This window comes from Nitrosomonas ureae (assembly GCF_900206265.1).
Lineage (GTDB): Bacteria > Pseudomonadota > Gammaproteobacteria > Burkholderiales > Nitrosomonadaceae > Nitrosomonas > Nitrosomonas ureae_C.
In genome coordinates this window covers 1,267,180-1,290,057 of record NZ_LT907782.1, presented here as the reverse complement: position 1 = coordinate 1,290,057, position 22,878 = coordinate 1,267,180, and the positions used below count along the sequence as shown (strand labels likewise).

Below are 22,878 nucleotides of genomic sequence, written 5' to 3'. Positions count from 1 at the left end.
TGGTTGGTTTGTTGAATCAGTAAAGTTTATGGGATAATTGCATATTAAGATCGATTTTATTTTTACTGATGCAGACTTTATACGACAAGCTTTGGAATCAACATATAGTACATACTGAATCGGATGATCCGGGCAGCATGGCACTGATCTATATTGACCGTCATTTAGTGCATGAAGTGACCAGCCCGCAAGCATTTGAAAGTCTCAAGCTGGCTGGGCGAAAGCCCTGGCGTCTTAACTCCATCCTCGCCGTTGCAGATCACAATGTTCCGACCACTGACCGCAGTCAAGGTATTCATGATCCTATTTCCCGCTTACAGGTCGATACACTGGATCAAAATTGCGATGAACTGGGGATTACCGAATTCAAAATGAATGATCTGCGCCAGGGTATCGTACATGTCATTGGTCCTGAGCAAGGTGCGACGTTACCGGGAATGACAGTGGTTTGCGGCGACTCGCACACCAGTACGCATGGCGCATTTGGATGTTTGGCATTCGGTATCGGCACATCAGAGGTCGAGCATGTGCTGGCAACGCAATGTTTGTTGATGAAAAAATCCAAGGCCATGCGCATTTCGGTGGAAGGTGAATTGGGGCTGGGGGTTACTGCCAAAGATATTGCTTTGGCGATTATTGGTAAAATTGGTACTGCGGGTGGAACAGGTTATGCTATCGAATTCACAGGCAGCGCTATCCGCGCGCTATCAATGGAAGGGCGAATGACGCTGTGCAATATGGCGATTGAAGCCGGCGCACGTGCAGGAATGGTAGCTGTAGATGATACGACCATCGATTACATCAAAGGACGGCCGTTTGCTCCCAAAAACGAATTATGGGATAGCGCTGTTGCATTTTGGCGTACGCTGCATAGCGATGCCGATGCGGTGTTTGATCGTACAGTGGCATTGGACGCAGCACAGATCGAGCCGCAAGTGACCTGGGGTACTTCTCCGGAAATGGTGACAACAATCGATGGAGTCGTGCCTGATCCTGCGCATGTTTCTGATGAAGTGAAACGTCACGATATGCAGCAAGCATTGAATTACATGGGACTCAGTGCCAATACGCCGATTCAGCAGATTAACCTGGATAAGATTTTTATCGGTTCCTGCACCAATTCACGTATTGAAGATTTGCGCGCGGCGGCGGAGATTGTCAAAGGAAAACATATCGCGGTTAATATCAAACTGGCGCTGGTGGTTCCAGGATCAGGTCTGGTCAAGAAACAGGCTGAGCAGGAAGGATTGGATCAAATTTTTCTCTCGGCTGGGTTTGAGTGGCGTGAACCTGGCTGTTCCATGTGTTTGGCGATGAATGATGATCGATTAACCGCTGGTGAGCGTTGTGCTTCAACCTCAAATCGAAATTTCGAAGGTCGTCAGGGACCTGGCGGAAGAACGCATTTGGTTAGCCCTGCAATGGCTGCTGCTGCTGCGATTGCAGGACATTTTGTTGATGTGCGTAAATTTAATAACGAGCGATGAACAACAGTTTTGCTGCTGTTCGCAAATCACACCTATAATTCGGTAGCTAAATATAAATTAATGGAAAAATTCCAAACAATTACTGCGTTGGTAGCACCAATGGATCGCGCTAATGTTGATACGGATGCCATCATTCCGAAGCAGTTTCTTAAATCAATCAAACGCTCGGGTTTTGGTCAAAATCTATTTGATGAATGGCGTTATCTGGATCATGGTGAACCCGGTATGGATTCATCGCAACGTGAACCGAATCCGGCGTTTGTATTAAATCAACCCCGTTACCAAGGGGTTCAGATATTGCTGGCGCGGGCAAATTTTGGATGCGGATCAAGTCGTGAGCATGCTCCTTGGGCGCTCCAGGATTATGGCTTTCGCGTCATTATTGCGCCCAGTTTTGCTGATATCTTTTTTAATAATTGTTACAAGATTGGTTTATTGCCGGTTGTTCTTGACACGGCGATATTGGACAATTTATTTGAAGAAGTAAAATCAACAGAGGGATATCGGTTGACGGTAGATCTCCAGAATCAAGTCGTAACTACACCCAAAAGAGAAGAATTTACATTCGAAATTGATAGCTTTCGTAAACAGTGCTTGCTAAATGGTTTGGATGATATTGGCCTGACTCTGCAGCACGCTGAGAAAATTAGTCAATTTGAGCAGAAACGACGCAATGAACAGCCTTGGCTGTTTATGTGAGTGACCGTTTGATAAGTGGGATAAAATGAAAATTGCTGTGTTGGCGGGCGATGGTATCGGGCCAGAGATTGTTGCTCAGGCTGTTCGTGTATTAAATGCACTAAAAACTGATGGTTTGGGCATTGAACTGGAATACGGATTGATCGGAGGTTGTGCGGTTGATGCCACCGGTGAACCGTATCCTGACGCAACCCATCGCTTAACCAGTCAGGCGGATGCAGTTCTCCTGGGTGCTGTTGGAGGGCCGCAGTACGACAGCTTGCCGCGTCAGCAGCGGCCCGAGCGTGGTTTACTTGCGATTCGTAAAAAGCTTAATTTATTTGCTAACTTGCGACCCGCGATGCTTTACCCTGAACTCGCCAATGCTTCCAGTTTGAAATATGACGTGGTTGCGGGTCTCGATATCATGATCGTGCGTGAATTGACCGGCGATATTTACTTTGGTGAACCGCGCGGGATTGAAACCCGCGATGGTGAGCGTGTTGGGTTTAATACGATGATTTACAGCGAAAGCGAGATACGACGTATCGCACACGTTGCATTCCAAGCCGCTGTTAAACGTCAGGGTAAATTGTGTTCGATAGATAAAATGAATGTGTTGGAATGTACACAATTATGGCGTGATGTTGTTACCGAAGTTGCTAAGGAATATTCGCAAGTGACTTTGTCGCATATGCTGGTTGATAATGCTGCCATGCAACTGGTTCGCAATCCCAAACAATTTGACGTCATGGTCACGGGGAATATGTTTGGCGATATATTGTCTGACGAAGCTTCCATGTTAACGGGATCCATCGGCATGTTACCCTCCGCATCCTTGGATGAAAATAACAAAGGGCTATATGAGCCGATTCATGGTTCAGCGCCCGATATCGCTGGAAAAGATATCGCTAATCCGCTCGCAACAATACTATCAGTAGCTATGATGCTACGCTACACATTCAATCAGGAAGAGGTAGCAAAGCGCATAGAAAATGCGGTTAAGAAAGTTTTGGCGACGGGCTACAGGACAAAAGATATTGATGAAGCCGGCATGAAATCCGTAGGTACGAAAGCCATGGGAGATATGGTTTTGGCAATGCTGTAATTATATTGAATAACAATAAATGTATTTTTAAGAAATAAAGGTGTAATTAATACACTAATCATTTTGTATCCTTTTATAAAGTAAGCTAATATTTATACGGTTTTTTTATTTGATTAACGGATTGTCAATTTTAGAAAAAGAGATAAGCAATGAAGCAAGTTGGTTTTGTGGGTTGGCGTGGAATGGTCGGATCTGTGCTAATGCAAAGAATGCGGGAGGAAGAAGATTTTTCTCTGATCGATCCTGTTTTTTTTACAACCTCACAGAAAGGGGGTGTAAGCCCTGAAATTGGCAAAGAAACACCGCCGTTAAAGGATGCTTTTGACATTAATCAGCTGAACGCAATGGATATTATCATTTCCTGCCAGGGCGGGGATTATACGCAGCGGATTTTTAAGCAGCTCCGACAATCGGGCTGGCAAGGATATTGGATTGATGCGGCTTCAGCATTGCGCATGGAGAAAGATGCCGTGATCATATTGGATCCGGTCAATAAACCTGTGATTGAGCAGGCGCTTCATGATGGGGTAAAAAATTATATTGGCGGTAATTGTACCGTTAGCTTGATGCTAATGGCGGTTGGCGGTCTTTTTGAGAAAAGTATGGTGGACTGGATGAGCGCCATGACTTATCAAGCTGCATCAGGTGCCGGGGCCAAAAATATGCGCGAACTGCTGCAGCAAATGGGTGAAGCGCATCGAGTGGCGAAGGATTTGCTAGATAATCCTGCTTCCAGTATTTTGGATATTGATCGCGAAGTTGCTGGTACATTACGTGATAAAAAATTTCCCACTGAAAATTTTGGTGTTCCACTAGCGGGCAGCTTGATCCCCTGGATTGACAAGGAAGTTGCTAATGGACAAAGCCGGGAAGAATGGAAAGGACAAGCGGAAACCAACAAAATTCTTGGAACGAGCGATCGGCAAATTCCGGTTGATGGCATTTGTGTACGTGTCGGTGCAATGAGATGCCATAGCCAAGCATTAACTATCAAACTAAAACAAGATGTACCTTTAGATGAAATAGAAGAAATTATTGCAAATTCGAATGATTGGGTAGAAGTTGTTCCCAACGAGAGAGAGGCCACAACTTCCCAGCTGACGCCAACCGCAGTAACGGGTACTCTATCAATACCAGTAGGACGATTACGCAAACTGACAATGGGCGGTGAATACCTGTCTGTTTTTACCGTGGGTGATCAATTACTCTGGGGTGCTGCAGAACCATTGCGCAGAATGCTGCGCATATTGATTGCACACTAAATGTCTTTTATCGATATCCTTAAAAAATAGCCGAATGTATTTTGTCATTCCGAGTTTTAATTCTTCGTTACTTAACGAATAGGGGTAAACAGAATCGGCAATTTGAAGAACATATATTTCGAGCCTTGCATGTATTGTAAGGTGTCATAACTGATTATGGGTTTTTTTGAAATGAATTCCCGTGATCTGGGGCATAATTACAGCGATTGTGATTATGTTGCAATACTGGCCTTTCGATATTTATTTCCAAAAAACTAGAGAGGGTACTTCGGTGTATAAAACATCTTTTAAAGTAAGCTTGTTTGTCATTATTCTGATGTTACCATGGGCTGTCGCTCAAGCAGCTGGACTCGGCAGATTGACGCTTAATTCCGCGCTAGGGCAGCCTTTCAGCGCGGAAATCGATATCGTATCGACCGGTAATGATGAGCTCTCGTCTCTTAAGGCTAGTGTAGCTACTCGTGAAGCATTCACGCAAGCCGGGATAAATTATGAATCTATCTTATCAGCTTTTAAAGTTTCAATCGAAACAAGGGCAAATGGTAATCCTTATATTAAGTTAACTTCGCTGCAAGCGGTTAATGATCCATTTTTAATGTTGTTGATGGAGTTAAACTGGTCCTCAGGGCGAATTTTACGGGAGTATACCGTTCTACTGGATCCTGTTGAATCACCAGCGCAAAATCAGATAGCGCCCAATACAAATCCTCCCCCCCTGGTTGGTGCGTCAGAATATGATACAGAAAGATCTCCGCGCATCGAAAATAATAATCCAATCGCAAACTCGGCTTCATCAACTGATACATCTAATCGATCTAGTAACACCTATGGTCCGGTTAATCGGGGTGATACCTTGTCATCGATTGCGATCCAGGTATTGCCAGCTGGTGTCGACCTTAATCAAATGCTGGTGGCGCTCTATCGCGCCAATCGCGAAGCCTTTATCGCCAACAATATGAATTTACTCAAGACGGGCGCTATTCTCAAAGTGCCTGAGAAAAATGAGATAACAGCAATTGATTCATCAACAGCTAGAGCCGAAATAAAAACACAAATAGCAGACTGGCGTAATTACCGGGGACGGTTGGCAACCATTAACCAGGAAGCCCCGGCGCCTCATGCAATCAGTCAATCAGATCAAGGTCAGATTACCAGTATTGATAAGAAGTCAACATCAATTCCCGGTGCGCCCAAAGAGGTTCTGAAACTATCTAGTGGAGCACAGTTGCTTGATCAAGACGGTCAGATTGCTGAATCCTCACTGATTGATCGTCTTCGTATGATGGAAGAAGATGCGATTGCGCGAAATCTTGCATTGAAGGAAGCCAATGAACGTGTAGCCATGCTGGAAAAAAGTGTTGAGAACTTGAAACAATTACTAGAATTGAAAGACTCGGTATTGGCTCAGGCGCAGATTAAGGCAGAATCAATTCCCACAACAATCAATAAACCAGAGTTGCATTTTCCGCCAGACGGGGTTTCCGTTACCGAAAACGTAGAATTGGACTCTACTTCTATACCGGAAGAAGTACCGGTAATTCAACCGGCCGCAGAAGCGCCGGTAATCAATGCGCCTTCAATGGCCGATGAAGAGGCTAATCGATCACTGCTCGCTCAGGCATATGATTATATAGAATATATTGGCGCGGCTTTAATTCTGTTGTTGTTGCTTATTTTGTTAATTCTTAAAAGACGTCGGAATCGATCGCAAGATGATGAGGAGATAGATGATACAGAAGAAAATTTTTCTTCAACGATGCGTTCTCGAATAGCTTCAATGGCTGCTGCAAAGGCTGCGCCTGTTACTGAGGAAGATCGCTCGCCATCTGAAAATATGGATCATGATCAATCTTTTCATCATGTCGATTCCTATTCTCAAGCGGAAGAATCGGAAAAATTTGATAAAGAGGTGGATTTATCCTACGAAGATAGTGCCGAGCATACTTTGCAATCCGATTTTGATGCTGAATCGACTACAGAATCACAGATCAACGATGAAACGATTCTGGAACATTCACAGGCTATTCATGGAAACTTACAGGAAGACTCTGAGGAAGGCTTTAGTCGACCGATTGCATCTGCAGAAGATAAGAATTCTGCTGAACTTGCAAATCAAATTGATTTTGATTTGAGCGATGAGGCTGATGAGATTGCAACGGAAGGAAAAAGAGAATCCAAAAATACTAAGCAAATAAAGGAAGCCGAGAATGTTTCTGATTATGCAGTAGAGATTGACCTTGATGAACCAGAACAATCGCTTGATACTATCGGCTCAAGTAATAAGGTTGCAGAAAAAAATGAGGATGATTTTGAGTTTTCTCATTCAGAAATTGATCTGACAGATAACCAAAATCCGAATGAAATTGAGATTCCCGTGCTCAGTGAGGAGAGTAGCCGCAATTCAGAGGAACCTTCACTGATGGATGATAATTCTTTGGAGTTTGAGCGATCTCCGGGTGCTGAGCGGAGCGAGGAAGGGTCAAATTTTTCCTCAATACCGCCTGAGATTGATTTGGCCGCTATTAATTTAGATCTGGAAGATGCCAATGTAGGCGATAACAAGGATAAAAAGGAAGAACTGAATGCACCAAGCGAGGCATGGCAGGAAGTTGAAACCAAATTAGATTTGGCAAAAGCATATCAAGAAATGGATGACAAGGAAGGCGCTAAGGAAATGCTTGAAGAGGTCATTCGAGATGGTGATACAAAGCAAAAAAAAGCTGCAAGGAAAATATTAAAAGATCTTCGATGATTATTCTTTAGTTTGTTGCGGTTTATTTGGAAGGCAGTTTCTGTTGGCAAGAATAATTTTAGTTTTAGAATATGATGGCAGTCGTTATTGTGGATGGCAAAGTCAACCGGAAAATTGCTCGATACAGAATGCACTGGAAACTGCTTTATCAAAAATAGCTCATGAAGAAATACGCGTAATTACTGCCGGAAGAACCGATGCAGGTGTACATGCACTCTATCAGGTGGTACATTTCGATACTTTCGTGCAGCGTCCTCTCAATGCATGGGTGCGTGGGGTAAACGCGTTTCTACCTGATGATATTGCTGTTCTGTGGGCATCGGAAGTGTCCGACAGGTTTCATGCAAGATATAGCGCACTTGAGCGACGTTATTTGTACTTCTTACTTAATCAGTCGACACATCCAGGGGTTAATCATAAAAAAGTTGGATGGTTTCATCAACCATTGCAATTGGACATTATGCAGCGTGCGGCCAATATCCTGATTGGAGAACATGATTTCTCTTCGTTCCGGGCAGCTGCATGTCAAGCAAAGTCTCCTATACGCACAATTACGCAATTAAAGATTGCTCGTCATGGAAATTTATTGATTTTTGATTTACGTGCCAATGCATTCTTGCAGCACATGGTAAGAAATATTATTGGTTGCCTGGTTTATATTGGTAAGGGTAAATATTCCTCTGAATGGATGTTTGAATTACTGAAAGGTTGTAATCGTGCGTACGCTGCGCCAACTTTTTCTGCTGCGGGCTTATATTTAGCGGGTGTGAAATATGATTCCAGCTGGTGTATGCCAGAATTATCTAGCATACCCATTGTACCCAATATGTTTTTTATATAATTAAGTATTCAAAGTTTATAATCAGTATGTCAGTACGTGTAAAAGTGTGTGGGATTACTCGATGTGAGGACGCTGCAGCAGCAATTCGGGCAGGTGTTGATGCTATCGGTTTTATTTTTTGGCCTCAGAGCGCACGCTATATCGAGCCTGATATTGCACGCATTATTACTGCCAATGTTCCACCTTTTATATGTAGTGTAGGGGTTTATGTTGATCCCGATGCTGCCTGGGTTGAGGAAACTGCTCGAGTAGCTCAGTTAAACTTGCTTCAATTTCATGGCGATGAGCCCCCTGAATTCTGTAATCAATTTTCCCAACCTTATATTAAAGCAATTAGAGTCAAACAAGACACAGATTTGCTACAATATGCCGAACGATACAGAACAGCAAAAGGCTTATTGCTTGATGCTTATGTGGCCGATATGCCGGGAGGTACCGGGCATGCGTTTGAATGGGATTTGATACCCAGCCATTTGTCTCTGCCCCTTATTTTGTCTGGGGGCTTAAATCCAGCCAATGTGTCTGTGGCAATTCAACAAACCCAACCATGGGCAGTCGATGTTTCAAGTGGTGTGGAAACCTCGAAAGGAATTAAAGATGAAAAGAAGATTTTTGCTTTCATGCGAGGAGTAAAACAATCGTGAGCGCCTATGATCTGCCAAGTAAGAACGGTCACTTTGGACCCTACGGAGGCATTTTCGTTGCTGAAACATTAATTTCGGCATTGGAAGATTTGCGAAAGCAATATGAATTTTATCGTAACGATGCGGATTTCCACTCAGAATTTGCCGAAGAATTAAAACATTACGTAGGGCGTCCCAGCCCCATCTACCATGCCAAAAGATGGTCGGAGCATTTAGGGGGTGCACAGATACTGTTAAAACGGGAGGATCTGAATCATACCGGCGCGCATAAAATAAACAATACCATCGGACAAGCTTTATTAGCCCGACGTATGGGGAAAAAACGTGTTATCGCGGAAACCGGTGCCGGTCAACACGGTGTAGCCAGTGCTACGGTTGCGGCACGTTATGGCATGGAATGCGTCGTTTATATGGGTTCTGAAGACGTTAAACGTCAGGCGACTAATGTTTATCGTATGAAGCTCTTGGGGGCTACCGTGGTGCCGGTGGAGTCGGGGTCACGAACATTAAAAGATGCGTTAAACGAGGCGATGCGTGATTGGGTTACCAATGTCGAAAACACTTTTTATATTATCGGTACTGTTGCCGGACCTCACCCGTATCCGATGATGGTGAGGGATTTTCAAGCAGTAATAGGGAATGAGGCTAAAATACAAATGCAAGAAGATTTCACGCGACAGCCGGATGCGCTTATTGCATGTGTCGGTGGAGGATCGAATGCCATTGGTTTATTTTATCCCTATATTGATGATGTCAATGTTCGCTTGATAGGAGTCGAAGCGGCAGGGAAAGGAATGGATACTCACCAACACGCGGCGACTTTATCGATGGGCAAACCCGGCGTATTGCATGGCAATCGTACTTATCTGATTCAAGATGAAAATGGTCAGATTGTTGAAACACATTCTATTTCCGCTGGTCTCGATTATCCTGGCGTAGGGCCGGAACATGCTTGGCTTAAAGATTGTGGGCGTGCTGAATACGTAGCAGTTACCGACGATGAAGCGCTGGAAGCATTTCATACGTTGTGCCGGTACGAAGGTATTATGCCTGCATTGGAATCGAGTCATGCGCTGGCCTATGCAGCCAAATATGCGCCTACCCTGACCAAAGATAAATTATTGCTGGTTAATTTATCTGGCCGTGGCGATAAGGATATGGCGACAGTTGCGCAAATGTCCGGTTTGTCTCTGTAATAAATTTACCATTGTATTGTTTATAGAGCATCTTTAAAAATTCATAGTCATTAAATAGATGAAGTGAGAACAAAAATATTGATGTGGCATATAGTTGATATGTAAATAAATATTTCTTATGAGCAAAAATATATTGTGACTAAATATGGATTTTTAGAGTTTTTCTATAGTAATTCTCTGAAGAGAGTCGAGAACGGATTAAGTAGATGAGCCTAGATAGTATTAAAAATTTACTAAATTTTTTTAGCGGGCAAAGCGATGCTAAAAGAACCAATCGTATTGCTAAAACATTTGCCAAATTAAAACAACAAAATCGGAAGGCTTTGATTCCTTTCATTACGGCGGGTGATCCACATCCAAAATATACTGTTCCATTGATGCATCAACTGGTTGAGTCAGGTGCTGATATTATTGAGTTGGGGGTTCCTTTTTCCGATCCCATGGCAGATGGGCCTACTATTCAAAGATCTTCAGAACGAGCTTTAAAACATCATGTTAGTCTGGATGATGTGTTGAAGTTGGTGGTTGAATTCAGAAAAATAAATACAAATACGCCAGTTGTTTTGATGGGATATGCAAATCCTGTTGAAGCACTAGGTCATATTTCATTTGCTGTTAAAGCGAGAGACTGTGGGGTTGATGGCGTGCTTATTGTTGATTATCCTCCGGAAGAATCAAGTGAATGGGTACAATGTTTGGAGCAGCATCAAATTGATGCAATCTTTTTATTGTCTCCCACAACGCATCAACAGCGCATCGAGCAAGTGGCAAAGATAGCGAAAGGCTATATTTACTATGTTTCTCTAAAAGGGGTTACCGGTGCATCGCACCTTGATCTGCAGGATGTCGGCACCAAGCTGGAAGAATTGCGTCAGTATATTTCCTTGCCAATCGGCGTTGGATTTGGCATACGCGATGGTGCGACAGCCAGGGCGATTGCAGAATTGGCAGATGCTGTGGTTGTAGGTAGCAGAATAATTGAGGAAATTGAGAAGTCTTCTGAGTCAGATTTATTAAGAAATGTCGGGAATCAGATAAAAGCGCTACGTGATGCTATTAATGAGAATTAGAGTAAGACATTCGAGGGAACAGTTTTTATGAGTTGGTTTCAGAATATCATTCCGCCCAAAATTAAACGCAAAGAAGCCGGCGAAAAAAAAATAGTGCCAGAAGGTTTGTGGAGTAAGTGTGTCACTTGTGAAGCAGTCTTATACTACACGGATCTGGCTAAAAATCTGAATGTTTGCCCAAAATGTGATTTTCATAATCGTATTTCTGCCAGGGATCGCCTCGATCAGTTGCTGGATCCCGAAGGACGACTTGAGATTGGTGTTGGAGTAGTTGCAACCGATGCATTAAAATTCAAGGATAGCAAGCGTTATGTTGATCGACTGACGCAAGCCAAGGAAAATACTGATGAAGATGATTCTCTAGTAGTCATGCAAGGAACTATTAAGAAAGTTCCCGTTGTTATTGCTGTATTTGAGTTTGGTTTTATGGGTGGATCGATGGGCTCTGTTGTTGGTGAGCGATTTGTTCGAGGTGTCAAAGCTTGTATTGATAACCACATCCCGTTTATTTGCTTCAGTGCGAGTGGAGGTGCGCGTATGCAAGAAGGCTTGTTTTCCCTAATGCAAATGGCTAAAACAACGGCCGTGTTGACTCAATTGAGCCGCAATAAGCTCCCGTATATTTCAGTTTTGACAGATCCTACCATGGGTGGAGTATCCGCAAGCTTTGCTTTTATCGGGGATGTGGTAATTGCAGAGCCAGGTGCACTTATCGGTTTTGCTGGTCCACGTGTGATTGAGCAGACTGTACGCCAGACGCTTCCCGAAGGTTTTCAGCGCGCTGAATTTTTATTGCAACATGGCGCGATTGATATGATTGTCGATCGTAGGCAAATGCGCGACAGAATCGTCAATATTTGCACGCAATTAATGCGTATTCCGACACCGGTATCTTAAATCTGGACCAACCAAAGGCAATGAATGTGCCAGGTAAGCTTCCTGTTTCCGCTACAGATTGGTTAAGTTATTTCGAAGCGTTTCACCCTCAAACGATTGAATTGGGACTGGATCGAATCAATCTGATTCGATCAGAACTTGCATTGCATCCTCAGTTTCCTATCATAATAGTCGGTGGAACGAATGGTAAAGGATCTGTCTGCACGATGCTTGAATCCATACTCTATTGTGCAGGGTATGAAGTTGGCTGTTACACTTCTCCTCACTTACTGCACTACAATGAACGAATACGTATCAGTAAAAAAAACATTGATGATCAGAGGCTTTGCAATGCTTTTATGCAGATCTATTCAGCTTGCAAAGTTCGAGACATCTCCTTAACCTATTTCGAAGTGGGTACATTGGCTGCAATGTATTGTTTTGTCCAAGCGGGCGTCAATGCGGCGGTTCTAGAGGTTGGGTTAGGAGGGCGCCTTGATGCGGTTAATATATTTGATGCTGATTGCTCAATTCTGACGAGTGTCGATCTTGATCATATTGATTACCTTGGGGATACACGGGAAAAAATAGGTTTTGAAAAAGCTGCGATTTTTAGAAAAAACAAACCGGCAATTTGTGCGGAAATTGATTTACCACAGTCGGTTATCCAGCAAGCTGAAAACAACGATGCAATCTTGTATCGGATTAATAAACACTTCGGTTTTTTAAAACAAGAGATGCATTGGGATTTTTGGGGGCCGAAAAATAAACGCTATTCTCTTCCATTTCCGGCTTTAAGGGGGGAGAAACAATTACAAAATGCCAGTACTTGTTTGGCGGCTCTAGATACATTGGAGGAGACACTGCCCGTCAGTATGAGTAATGTACGTCAGGGTTTAATCGAGGCGGTTATTTCAGGGCGATTTCAAGTGGTTTCGACACAGCCATTCATAATTTTGGATGTCGCACATAATCCCGGTGCTGCGATGGTACTGTCACAAAACTTACGTGCAACAAGACCAACCGGACAAACTTTTGCAATTATGGCTATGCTGCAAGATAAGGATATCCGTGGCGTTATCCAGGCCTTGAAAAATGATATGGATTACTGGTTCGTATCGTCTGTTGATGCTTCTCGAGCCGCTGCTGCTGATTATTTGATTAATGAGCTTTATGAAGCTGAAGTTGCGAATGATAGGATCCGCAAATTTTCCGATACTATTTCCGCTTTTGTTTTTGCCTGTGAACAAGCAGGTAAAAATGATAGAATTTGCGTGTTTGGATCTTTTTATACGGTGGGTGATGTGTTGCGATACTTAAACACTCATCAGAGCAAGTAATCATCTGGATTTGCTTATGACTAAAAATATTACTGAAGAAGAATTACTGCTTCGGAAACGTGCCAGGAGGCGTTTGGTCGGAGCAATAATTCTGGTTCTTGTTTCCATCATTGTTTTACCAGCCATATTTGATGAGCCTAAACCGGGCGATGAAACGCATGAAATTGCTATTAATTTACCAGGAGTTGATAGAACTACTATAGTTTCCAGTGCGGAACAAAGGACTCATGAATCTTTTAGTGATATGAGCGCAACCACTGAATTGCAGAATGAGCCTGAAATTTATACTCAAGATATCGAGGAAATCATTGAAGCACACTCTTACGAATCCGGAGGTATACCCATTCCCGGTATTAAGCCTAAATTTGATAAACGATCTGCTGAAATATTGAGTGCAAACAATGCAAACTCAGTGCGTAGCGCTATAAATACACCTCCTGCAGTGGCTGGTACGACTGAAACAGCCAAGATTTCCCAACCCTCATCGGATTCAGTAAAAGGATTTGTTATTCAGTTAGGTGCATTTTCAGATCAATCGAAAGCCAGACAACAACATGCCAATTTAGTGTCAAGAGGTTTTAATGCTTATACCGAAACACTCAAAGTTGATAATAAGGAAGTAACGCGCGTGCGCATTGGGCCTTTTATGGCACGAGGGGCAGCTGATAACGAATTAAAGAAATTAAAGAATATTGGATTGGACGGAGTAATAATTCCCAGGTAAGTATTAATCCAAACAATACTCCCTTAAAATGGGATTTCTTCAATTAAATAAGATTATTCAGCGAATTGTATTAATTTTGATCAATGACCGTTTTTGACTATGTTGTTCTCAGTATTTTTTTTGTATCTGTAATTTTAAGTATTTTTCGTGGGTTTGTACGAGAATCATTGGCTATTGCGGGGTGGGTGGTCGCGTTTATCGTTGCCGGTGCTTATACATCCTTTTTTGAGCAATTTCTGCCGGTTGAAATAACTGGAGAGACATTAAGATTCTCCATCACGTTTGTTTTGACTTTTCTTGCGGTATTGCTAGTCACGGCATTGATAACCATGTTACTGGCTGCGCTTATCAAGGGTATAGGATTGGGGTTTATTGATCGAATATTAGGTTCAATATTTGGTTTTCTACGAGCCTTAATTATTGTAATGCTATTGGTTCTGATTGCTGGATTAACGACAATTCCTAGCCAGGTTTTTTGGCAGCAAGCTGTGTTAAGTAAGCCACTGGAGGCGATCGCATTACAAATATTACCCTGGCTACCTAATGACTTATCAAAACATATCAATTATGAACGAAGGGAAAGTTCTTAAAATGTCCTGGATCAGTAAAGTTTGCTATGCTTATCTGCAAGTGATTATTTAATAAGCAAATTTATATCCATTTTTAAAGCTGATTAAGGCAAAATTTACGGAGTAGTTCTATGTGTGGAATTCTCGGCATTGTGGCAAAATCACCGGCTAATCAATTACTTTATGATGGCTTGTTAATGCTGCAGCATCGCGGACAAGACGCTAGCGGTATAGTAACAGCACAAGGCAACACCTTTCACATGCATAAAGGGCTGGGTCTGGTAAGGGATGTATTCCGCACTAGAAATATGAGGGCGCTGACCGGGAATATGGGTATCGGTCACGTACGTTACCCCACTGTCGGGTCTGCAGGCTCTCCGGCCGAGGCTCAGCCTTTTTATGTGAATTCCCCGTTTGGTATTGTACTCAGTCATAATGGGAATCTGACGAATGCCGAGCAGCTTAATCAGGAGTTGTTCAGAACTGATCTAAGGCATGTGAATACCAATTCCGATTCAGAAGTACTTTTGAATGTTCTTGCACATGAATTACAAGAAAGTACGCGCAATTGTCAACTTGATCCTGAAGCTATTTTTTCTGCAGTAGCTGGCGTACATAGGCGCTGCAAAGGTGCATATGCGGTTGTGGCTATGATTGCCGGATATGGATTACTCGCTTTTCGTGATCCTTACGGAATCCGTCCCCTGGTATTTGGAACTGCGGAAAATGAAATGGGCGATGAATATCTGGTTGCTTCCGAAAGTGTTGCTTTGGATACACTGGGATTCAGGTTGATACGTGATGTAGGCCCTGGAGAAGCAATTTTTATTGATGAAAACGGTAATTTCTATAATAAACAATGTGCTCAAGCTTTTTCATTAAGTCCTTGTATTTTTGAATATGTATATTTAGCCAGACCTGATTCTGTCATTGATGGAATCTCCGTTTATGAAACACGGTTAAATATGGGAGAGTATCTGGCTGAGAAAATTAAAAAATCAATGTCTCACTTAAATATTGATGTGGTTATTCCCATACCGGACTCAGGCCGTCCCTGCGCTTTACAGTTGGCTAATTGTTTGGGCGTAAATTTTCGTGAAGGCTTCGTTAAAAATCGATATGTTGGCCGGACTTTTATTATGCCGGGACAACAGCAACGGCGTAAATCGGTGCGGCAAAAATTAAATGCAATGAGTATAGAATTCCGTGGCAAGAATGTTTTGCTGGTCGACGATTCCGTTGTACGGGGCACTACAAGTCGTGAGATTGTACAGATGGCGCGCGAGGCGGGTGCAAACAAGATTTATTTTGCTTCAGCAGCCCCTCCGGTGAGATACCCCAATGTGTATGGTATCGATATGCCAACGCGCCAAGAACTAATCGCAACCGATCGCAATACGGATGAAATTTGTGCTGAAATCGACGCAGATTATCTGATTTTCCAAGACTCGGATGCCCTCAATCGTGCGGTTTCAGTTGTTTCACCCGCTGTCAATAAGTTTGAGACCTCATGTTTTGATGGAATCTATATTACTGGGGATGTGACGCCGGATTATTTGAATTCTCTTGAGTTTCAAAGAAATTCAAGTCAATTATCACATTACAACAGATACAATACTCAATTGGATCTGAGTTTGGTTTTTTCTGAATAGTGTTTTTAGAAAAAAATAAAGATATCCAACAAGCCGATTCAAAAATGATTCGTGCCAAATCGCCATAAATTCTGAAAATTAATCATTGCTTGAGGTTCCCGTTATATGTCTAATCACTTACAGCCAGAAACGCTTGCGCTACATACTGGCATCCATCGTAGCCAGTTTAACGAGCATTCAGAGGCGATGTATTTAACCTCGAGTTTTGTATTTGATAGTGCCGCACAAGCCGCTGCCCGTTTTTCCGGGGATGAGCCTGGCAATATCTATTCCCGGTTTACGAATCCTACTGTGACAGCATTTGAAGAGCGGCTTGCTGCGTTGGAAAATGCCGAGACGTGTATTGCGACATCTTCCGGCATGTCCGCAATACTTGCCTGTGTCATGGGATTGTTATCTGCCGGTGACCACATCGTAGCATCGCGGAGCTTATTTGGTGCAACAGTAAATTTATTCAATAACATACTTAAGAAATTTAATATTGAAACGACATTTGTGTCGGCGACTGATGTACATTCATGGCAAGCTGCCATACAAACAAATACCAAGCTTTTCTTTCTGGAAACTCCCTCTAATCCATTGACGGAAGTATCTGATATTTCTGCATTAGCTGAGATTGCGAAGAAATCGAATATCTGGTTAGTTGTCGATAACTGCTTCTGCACCCCAGTCTTGCAAAAGCCGCTTGAGCTGGGCGCAGATATTGTCATTCACTCTGCTACCAAATATTTGGATGGGCAGGGAAGGGTATTAGGAGGTGCTGTGCTGGGCAAGCGCGATGTATTAATAGAGGGTGGTATTTATGGATTTTTACGCACAGCCGGGCCGACCCTTAGCGCATTCAATGCCTGGGTTATACTTAAGGGGCTGGAAACACTTAAGATTCGTGTAGAAACGCATTCGAGAAATGCCCTGCAGCTGGCTCAATGGCTTGAATCACACCCAAATGTGTTGCGTATTTTTTATCCCGGTTTAATGTCTCACCCGCAATATGAGTTGGCAAAGCAACAACAAAAATCAGGTGGAGGTATTGTTTCCTTTGAGGTTAAAGGGGGCAAGGAAGCCGCTTGGCGCGTTATTGATTCGACGCGCTTAATATCAATTACTGCCAATTTGGGCGATGCGAAGAGTACGTTGACTCACCCTGCTACGACAACCCATGCGCGAATCAGTCAGGAAGCACGGGACGCTGCAGGGATATCTAATGGGTTGCTGCGTATAGCAGTCGGATTAGAATCAGTGCAAGATCTTCAGACTGATTTAGCCCGGGGCTTGGCGCTATAGCTAATGAATTTAGCAAGGCAATGAGTCAAAATCAGTGAACACGATTCTCAATACGTAACTAAATGACTTCAGCTTTCTGGATAATGACATCATCAATAGGAACATTCTGATGTCCAGCAGAATTTCCAGTTTTAACTTTCTTTATTTTATCTACCACATCCTGGCCCTCAACCACCTTACCAAATACACAATATCCAAAGCCATGCGAGGATGGATCTTTATAATTCAGAAATCCGTTATTGGCTACATTGATAAAAAATTGCGCTGTCGCTGAATGCACATCGGCGGTACGTGCCATCGCTATGGTGTAAGTATCATTTTTTAGGCCGTTAGCGGCTTCATTCTGAATGGGTGCTCGGGGTGTTTTCTGTTTCATTCCAGGTTCAAATCCACCCCCCTGAATCATGAAATCATCGATAACGCGATGAAACAGTGTGTTGTCATAGAATCCGTTGGTTACATATTCCAAAAAATTTTGTACGGTTTCAGGTGCTTTCTCGTTATCCAATTCAATTTTTATTTCACCTAAATTGGTTTTTAATCTAACCATTGTTGATCCTTTGCTTATTTGTCGTTCTTATTGTTGAATATTAACGGGTAGTTTAATGATCTCTTCGATAATAACATTGTTTTTCGGTACATCGCTTGGGAAAGGACCTTTTGATCCGGTCGGCATTGATGCAATTTTGTTGACGATATCCATGCCGGAAATGACTTTTCCAAATACTGCATAACCGTAGCCACTTTGATTAGGTGCCTTAAAATTAAGAAATTTATTATCGGCGACATTAATAAAAAACTGGGCTGATGCAGAGTGCGGAGCCGACGTTCGCGCCATTGCGATTGTGCCGGGCTCATTCTTCAGATCGTTAGCAGCCTCATTTCGAATGGGTGCCCGTGTCGGTTTCTGGTTTAATGCGGTATCGAATCCGCCGCCTTGAATCATAAAGCCAGCGATTACCCGGTGGAAAATCGTTTTACTGAAAAAACCATCGTCTACATATTGTAGAAAATTCTCAACGGTTTTGGGTGCTTTATCAGGATAAAGCTCAAGGACGATATTTCCAACATTCGTTTTCATTTCAACTTTGATATTTTCTGCATTAGCATACAGAGGAGATGAGAATAAAAACAGAAAAAACAAAATTTGGCGAAAATGCATGGTTAGTGTGTCCTCATTGTTAGTTGCGCAGAGATTCAAATCCACATTATGTTATACTCATCGACCATTCCGGTTGCATCCGGGAAGGTTCTGGATTCTATCAAAAAGACAAGTAATCCCACAATTTTATCCATTGGCTTTATGCTTAAAATATATAACTCAATCGCCCGTGAAAAACAAGACTTTGTTCCGATCACGCCTGGGAAAGTCAAGCTATATGTGTGCGGAATGACCGTTTATGATTATTGTCATTTGGGTCATGCGAGAGTTCTGGTTGTATTCGATACGGTTGTTCGCTGGTTCGAAGCGAATGATTTTGCTATCAACTATGTACGGAATATTACTGATATTGACGATAAGATTATTAAACGTGCACAAGAAAATAACGAATCGATTGAAGCACTAACGCAGCGTTTTATACAAGCCATGAATGAGGATTCTGCGGCATTAGGCGTTTCATCACCAACTCATGAGCCGTGTGCGACACACCATGTTAAAAGCATGATTGGTATGATTAGTACGCTGGTTGAAAAGAATCTTGCTTATCAAGCTCACAATGGGGATGTTTATTTCTCTGTTCACAACTTTCCTGGTTATGGCAAACTTTCCGGTAAATCTTTGAATGATCTACGGGCAGGTGAGCGCGTAGATATTGATTCAAGCAAAAAAGACCCCTTGGATTTTGTATTGTGGAAATCAGCAAAATTCGGCGAACCATTCTGGGAATCCCCTTGGGGGCCAGGACGGCCAGGCTGGCACATTGAGTGTTCAGCCATGTGTGAGCAATTTCTTGGGGAGCATTTTGATATTCACGGGGGAGGCCAGGATCTACAGTTTCCACATCATGAGAATGAAATTGCGCAAAGTGAGGGAGCACATGATCATCCATTCGTCAACTACTGGATGCACAATGGTTTTGTTCGCGTTGACAATGAGAAAATGTCAAAGTCTCTAGGCAATTTTTTTACTGTTCGTGAGATATTGAAGTTATACCAACCTGAAGTGGTGCGCTTTTTTATTTTGCGTGCGCACTATCGCAGTCCCCTTAATTATTCAGATCAACATTTGAAAGACACCAAACTGGCACTTGATCGCCTTTATATTGCGCTAAAAGAAGTTGAGCCCATTGGTGTTGCTAGGGTCGATTGGAATTATCCCTATGCACAAAAATTTAAACGGGCAATGGACGATGATTTTAATACACCGGATGCAATTGCTCTATTATTTGATCTTGCCAGCGATATCAACAAAACAGGGTCAAGAGAACATGCTGGATTACTTAAGGCGCTCGGTGGCTTGCTAGGGCTTTTGCAGCAGAATCCACAAGAATATCTGCAAAATAAGGCGGCTAGCAGCGAATTAAATTCCTCAGCCCACGATGTCGAGCAATTGATTCAGGAGCGTATAAACGCTCGTAAAGAGGGACGTTACTCCGATGCGGATACAATCCGGAAACAACTGCAGGAACAGGGCATCATTCTTGAAGATAGTTCGCAAGGAACGACGTGGCGTCGTGCATAGGCGATTGAAATCAAGGCATTAAATTTTCCAGAGATACAATGTTGAATTCGAGAAATCATTAAGCTTGATACATTTATCAGGTGGAATATCAGGAATAATAAAAGTGTTGCTGATTAGAAAACTTCCGGGACGCATTTCCTGACTGACTTTTTGCCACAGCGAAGCCATTGGAACCGGAGATAAATAGGCATATACAACATCATAGTTTGAGAAATCATGTTTCCAGAAATCACCCCATACGATTTTACTGGTCGAAGCAGAAAACATGCTTCTTAATTGACTGATCAGAAAAGGTAAGGGTGCATATTCGATGCCATAAAAAGAACCGTTTTTGTGAATATTCGCCAGATTGCTGACTAATCCCCCACATCCGCTTCCAAGATCAATAAAGGAAAACCGATCATGCTCGGGTAGTAATGTCGCCAGTGCCCGACCCACGCTTTTGCTGGAAAGATACAACGGTACCTGGGTTTTATAAGTCTTGCCGTATGTGAGTAATAAGCAGAGAAAAAGTATCAAGAACCATGTGGGTGAAATATTCAGCGCTAATACAGCAATCGCTAAGGGCATAAAAATAAAATGGATCGGAATCCACCACAGCGGCATTCTGAGGCAATAACTCACAACCCCAGCCAGCAATCCCTGCACGATAGCCCATGCAAAAATATTTAAAACGATTACCGATTGGATTCCGATAAAGAAACCAACCCCTATCAAGGTGACTATCTGAGTGAGCAAAGCGATAATAACCGGATGCCGAAATTTCATCATAGTCATCAATTATAAGTTTATAAAGCGTTTGTTCCTGGATGTTGCAATAAATCTTTCGTGGGCTCTTCCTGCATATCGATATCAACCGTGGGATTATCCATAGTAATCGCTTTCTCCGCTTTCTCATTCATTACCACGATGCTGATCCGGCGGTTAATGGGATTAAGGGGATCGTCCTTATCAAATAATACGGCCGAAGACAATCCAACAACTTGCAGCATCTTGTTAGCATCCATGCCACCTACAATCAATTCCCGGCGGGAAGCATTGGCCCGATCGGCGGAAAGTTCCCAGTTACTGTAACCTTTATCACCGGACGGAAAGGGTTTAGCGTCCGTATGGCCGGAAAGACTGATTTTGTTAGTTACTTCGTTCAGCATTTTGCCAATTTCACGCAGAATGGTTCGGGTATAAGGTTGCAATTCGGCCCTTCCAAGGGCGAACATCGGCCGGTTTTGCTCATCCACAATTTGGATTCTTAATCCATCCGTGGTGATATCCAACAGCAGTTGGTTTGCAAATCTTTGCAATTGTGGGTTGGCCTGAATGGCTTCCTCGATTTTCTTTTTTAACCCTTCGAGCTTTTCCAACTCAATCCGTTCTTTAATAACTTTTATTGCCTGCTTATTGGCTTTGTCGTTAGTAATAATTTCTCCATTCTTAACTTGACCGTGCTGACGGGTAAGATCGGTGCCGCCCCCTTTGATTAAGCTATTGCTTTCTCCAATGCTCGAGCCACCCATGAAAGCAATTTTTAGCGGTGTTTTAAAATATTCCGAGATACCTTCCAATTGACTCTGAGTTGATGATCCCAATAACCACATCAGCAAAAAGAAAGCCATCATGGCGGTTACGAAATCCGCATAGGCGATTTTCCAAGCACCGCCATGATGGCCACCGGCCACCTTTTTAATTCGTTTAATGACTATGGGGCGCTGTGAAAGATCATCAGCCATAAATATTCTCGCAAATTAAATTGTAGGTGTTATGGTGCGACTATGAATTACCTGGATTTACTTTGTTTAACATGTTCTTCCAATTCCAGGAAAGAAGGCCTTTCGGTGGTAAATAACACTTTCCTGCCGAATTCAACCGCAAGTACAGGTGAATAGCCGTTTAAGTTGGCTAATAACGTAATCTTGATGCATTCGAACATTTTGCTGGATTCATGAAGATTGTGTTCCAGCTTACCGGCGAGTGGGCTGACAAATCCATATGCTAGCAAAATTCCCAGGAATGTACCCACAAGGGCTGCAGCGATCAGAACGCCTAATTCAGCCGGTGGAAGATGAACGGATTCCATCGTATGTACTACGCCCATAACGGCTGCAACAATACCAAAAGCAGGTAGTCCATCGCCCAGTTTTGCTACCACATGAACGGGCACTTCCCCTTCCTGATGATGCGTTTCCAGTTCGCTATCCATGAGACTCTCAATTTCCAGAGAGTTAAGATTGCCGCCTACCATTAACCGTAAATAATCGGTAATAAATTCGGTGATATGATGATCGGCCAAGATATCCGGATATTTGGTGAAAATAGGACTATTCGACGGATCATCCACATCCCCTTCAATGGACATCAATCCTTCTTTGCGAATCTTTCCAAGCACCTCATAAAGTAATGTCATCAGATCCATGTAAAGCGCTTTGGTATATTTGGAACCTTTAAAAACGGTAGGCAAAGCCTTCATCGTGGCCTTAAGCGCTTTATTGGAATTGCCAACTACAAACGCGCCAATCGCGCCTCCCCCGATCATGAGAACCTCCACCGGTTGCCATAAAGAAGCCAAGTGACCGCCTGCCAGCGCAAAACCGCCAAATACTGAAATAATAATAATGAGATAACCAACCGATACGAGCATTGCGATGACTCCCTAGAATGTAAATACGCAATTGTTTGATGGCAAATTCTGAAGTGAGAAGTTAGCACATCACGACT

At 42.9% G+C, this 22,878-nt stretch carries 21 protein-coding genes; 16 read left to right on the top strand and 5 right to left on the bottom strand.

What is annotated here, in order from left to right; genetic code table 11:
* Nucleotides 1-68: 68 nt before the first annotated feature.
* The 15 genes from leuC to CPG39_RS05905 all read left to right on the top strand — a co-directional run bounded on the left by leuC (nucleotide 69) and on the right by CPG39_RS05905 (nucleotide 17,483).
* A complete protein-coding gene (leuC, locus tag CPG39_RS05975; RefSeq protein WP_096292501.1) occupies nucleotides 69-1,487 on the top strand; it encodes a 3-isopropylmalate dehydratase large subunit in 1,419 nt (472 codons plus the stop codon).
* Between the two features lie 60 nt (nucleotides 1,488-1,547).
* Complete coding sequence (leuD, locus tag CPG39_RS05970) at nucleotides 1,548-2,186, top strand: 3-isopropylmalate dehydratase small subunit (RefSeq protein WP_013646953.1); 639 nt, start codon at nucleotides 1,548-1,550, stop codon at nucleotides 2,184-2,186.
* 25 nt (nucleotides 2,187-2,211) lie between these two features.
* On the top strand, nucleotides 2,212-3,273 hold the full coding sequence (gene leuB, locus CPG39_RS05965; RefSeq protein ID WP_096292500.1) for a 3-isopropylmalate dehydrogenase: 1,062 nt from the start codon (nucleotides 2,212-2,214) through the stop codon (nucleotides 3,271-3,273).
* A gap of 149 nt (nucleotides 3,274-3,422) precedes the next feature.
* Nucleotides 3,423-4,535 (top strand): aspartate-semialdehyde dehydrogenase, encoded by a 1,113-nt coding sequence (asd, locus tag CPG39_RS05960; RefSeq protein ID WP_096292499.1) that lies wholly within the window; start codon nucleotides 3,423-3,425, stop codon nucleotides 4,533-4,535.
* 271 nt (nucleotides 4,536-4,806) lie between these two features.
* The gene (locus CPG39_RS05955) at nucleotides 4,807-7,287 is read left to right on the top strand and encodes a FimV/HubP family polar landmark protein (protein WP_231990409.1); all 2,481 of its coding nucleotides are present in this window, start codon (nucleotides 4,807-4,809) and stop codon (nucleotides 7,285-7,287) included.
* A gap of 43 nt (nucleotides 7,288-7,330) precedes the next feature.
* Nucleotides 7,331-8,128: a tRNA pseudouridine(38-40) synthase TruA gene (gene truA, locus CPG39_RS05950; RefSeq protein ID WP_096292498.1), complete on the top strand. Its 798-nt coding sequence runs from the start codon at nucleotides 7,331-7,333 to the stop codon at nucleotides 8,126-8,128.
* A gap of 26 nt (nucleotides 8,129-8,154) precedes the next feature.
* Nucleotides 8,155-8,772, top strand: a complete 618-nt coding sequence (locus CPG39_RS05945) for a phosphoribosylanthranilate isomerase (RefSeq protein WP_096292497.1) — start codon at nucleotides 8,155-8,157, stop codon at nucleotides 8,770-8,772.
* Nucleotides 8,769-9,968: a tryptophan synthase subunit beta gene (trpB, locus tag CPG39_RS05940; protein ID WP_013646959.1), complete on the top strand. Its 1,200-nt coding sequence runs from the start codon at nucleotides 8,769-8,771 to the stop codon at nucleotides 9,966-9,968. The genes CPG39_RS05945 and trpB overlap by 4 nt, the downstream gene beginning before the upstream one ends.
* Nucleotides 9,969-10,174: 206 nt before the next feature.
* Entirely contained in the window at nucleotides 10,175-11,038 is an 864-nt protein-coding gene (trpA, locus tag CPG39_RS05935; protein ID WP_096292496.1) for a tryptophan synthase subunit alpha, read from the top strand.
* Nucleotides 11,039-11,065: 27 nt separating this feature from the next.
* Nucleotides 11,066-11,935, top strand: a complete 870-nt coding sequence (gene accD, locus CPG39_RS05930; protein WP_096292495.1) for an acetyl-CoA carboxylase, carboxyltransferase subunit beta — start codon at nucleotides 11,066-11,068, stop codon at nucleotides 11,933-11,935.
* A gap of 20 nt (nucleotides 11,936-11,955) precedes the next feature.
* Entirely contained in the window at nucleotides 11,956-13,254 is a 1,299-nt protein-coding gene (gene folC / locus CPG39_RS05925) for a bifunctional tetrahydrofolate synthase/dihydrofolate synthase (RefSeq protein ID WP_096292494.1), read from the top strand.
* A gap of 16 nt (nucleotides 13,255-13,270) precedes the next feature.
* Nucleotides 13,271-13,978: an SPOR domain-containing protein gene (locus tag CPG39_RS05920; RefSeq protein WP_096292493.1), complete on the top strand. Its 708-nt coding sequence runs from the start codon at nucleotides 13,271-13,273 to the stop codon at nucleotides 13,976-13,978.
* Nucleotides 13,979-14,061: 83 nt separating this feature from the next.
* Nucleotides 14,062-14,568: a CvpA family protein gene (locus CPG39_RS05915; RefSeq protein WP_013646964.1), complete on the top strand. Its 507-nt coding sequence runs from the start codon at nucleotides 14,062-14,064 to the stop codon at nucleotides 14,566-14,568.
* A 110-nt stretch (nucleotides 14,569-14,678) separates the two neighbouring features.
* A complete protein-coding gene (purF, locus tag CPG39_RS05910; protein WP_096292492.1) occupies nucleotides 14,679-16,199 on the top strand; it encodes an amidophosphoribosyltransferase in 1,521 nt (506 codons plus the stop codon).
* A gap of 105 nt (nucleotides 16,200-16,304) precedes the next feature.
* Complete coding sequence (locus CPG39_RS05905) at nucleotides 16,305-17,483, top strand: O-succinylhomoserine sulfhydrylase (RefSeq protein ID WP_096292491.1); 1,179 nt, start codon at nucleotides 16,305-16,307, stop codon at nucleotides 17,481-17,483.
* 58 nt (nucleotides 17,484-17,541) lie between these two features.
* On the opposite strand, the gene CPG39_RS05900 is transcribed toward CPG39_RS05905, so the two are convergent.
* Complete coding sequence (locus CPG39_RS05900) at nucleotides 17,542-18,033, bottom strand: peptidylprolyl isomerase (protein WP_096292490.1); 492 nt, start codon at nucleotides 18,031-18,033, stop codon at nucleotides 17,542-17,544.
* Nucleotides 18,034-18,060: 27 nt separating this feature from the next.
* The gene (locus tag CPG39_RS05895; protein WP_096292489.1) at nucleotides 18,061-18,645 is read right to left on the bottom strand and encodes a peptidylprolyl isomerase; all 585 of its coding nucleotides are present in this window, start codon (nucleotides 18,643-18,645) and stop codon (nucleotides 18,061-18,063) included.
* Between the two features lie 141 nt (nucleotides 18,646-18,786).
* On the opposite strand from CPG39_RS05895, the gene cysS reads away from it, so the two are divergent.
* Nucleotides 18,787-20,166: a cysteine--tRNA ligase gene (gene cysS, locus CPG39_RS05890; RefSeq protein ID WP_096294264.1), complete on the top strand. Its 1,380-nt coding sequence runs from the start codon at nucleotides 18,787-18,789 to the stop codon at nucleotides 20,164-20,166.
* An 18-nt stretch (nucleotides 20,167-20,184) separates the two neighbouring features.
* Here cysS and CPG39_RS05885 read toward each other — a convergent pair whose 3' ends face one another.
* The 3 genes from CPG39_RS05885 to motA are packed head-to-tail and all read right to left on the bottom strand — an operon-like array spanning nucleotide 20,185 to nucleotide 22,801.
* Entirely contained in the window at nucleotides 20,185-20,937 is a 753-nt protein-coding gene (locus CPG39_RS05885; RefSeq protein ID WP_231990408.1) for a class I SAM-dependent methyltransferase, read from the bottom strand.
* A 17-nt stretch (nucleotides 20,938-20,954) separates the two neighbouring features.
* Entirely contained in the window at nucleotides 20,955-21,893 is a 939-nt protein-coding gene (gene motB, locus CPG39_RS05880) for a flagellar motor protein MotB (protein ID WP_096292487.1), read from the bottom strand.
* Nucleotides 21,894-21,940: 47 nt separating this feature from the next.
* Nucleotides 21,941-22,801: a flagellar motor stator protein MotA gene (gene motA / locus CPG39_RS05875; protein ID WP_096292486.1), complete on the bottom strand. Its 861-nt coding sequence runs from the start codon at nucleotides 22,799-22,801 to the stop codon at nucleotides 21,941-21,943.
* Nucleotides 22,802-22,878 lie beyond the last annotated feature (77 nt).